The following is a 392-nucleotide window of genomic DNA, read 5'->3' on the forward strand; positions in this document are numbered from 1 at the left end:
CGCCTGGCAGGACCATGCTGAGGTCAGCGTCATCACCCAGAATGTCGACGATCTGCACGAGCGCGCCGGCAGCGGTGCGGTGCATCACCTGCACGGCAGCCTTTTCGAATTTCGTTGTGCACGTTGTGGTGTGCCCTACACCGACGCCCTTCCGGAGATGCCCGAGCCTGCGATCGAAGTGGAGCCGCCGGTCTGCGACTGCGGCGGTCTGATCCGGCCCGACATCGTATGGTTCGGTGAGCCGCTGCCAGAGGAGCCGTGGCGGAGCGCGGTCGAGGCGACAGGGAGCGCCGACGTGATGGTCGTGGTGGGGACCTCGGCGATCGTCTACCCGGCGGCCGGTTTACCCGACCTGGCGCTGGCGCGCGGCACTGCCGTGATCGAAGTCAATC

1 pseudogene is annotated in these 392 nt (G+C 67.1%); it reads left to right on the forward strand.

The features are described 5' to 3' along the window. Positions 1–392: pseudogene (gene cobB / locus BST12_RS29515) on the forward strand (NAD-dependent protein deacylase); the annotation flags it as partial.

The sequence above is a fragment of the Mycobacterium angelicum genome (assembly GCF_002086155.1).
Taxonomy (GTDB): Bacteria; Actinomycetota; Actinomycetes; order Mycobacteriales; family Mycobacteriaceae; genus Mycobacterium; species Mycobacterium angelicum.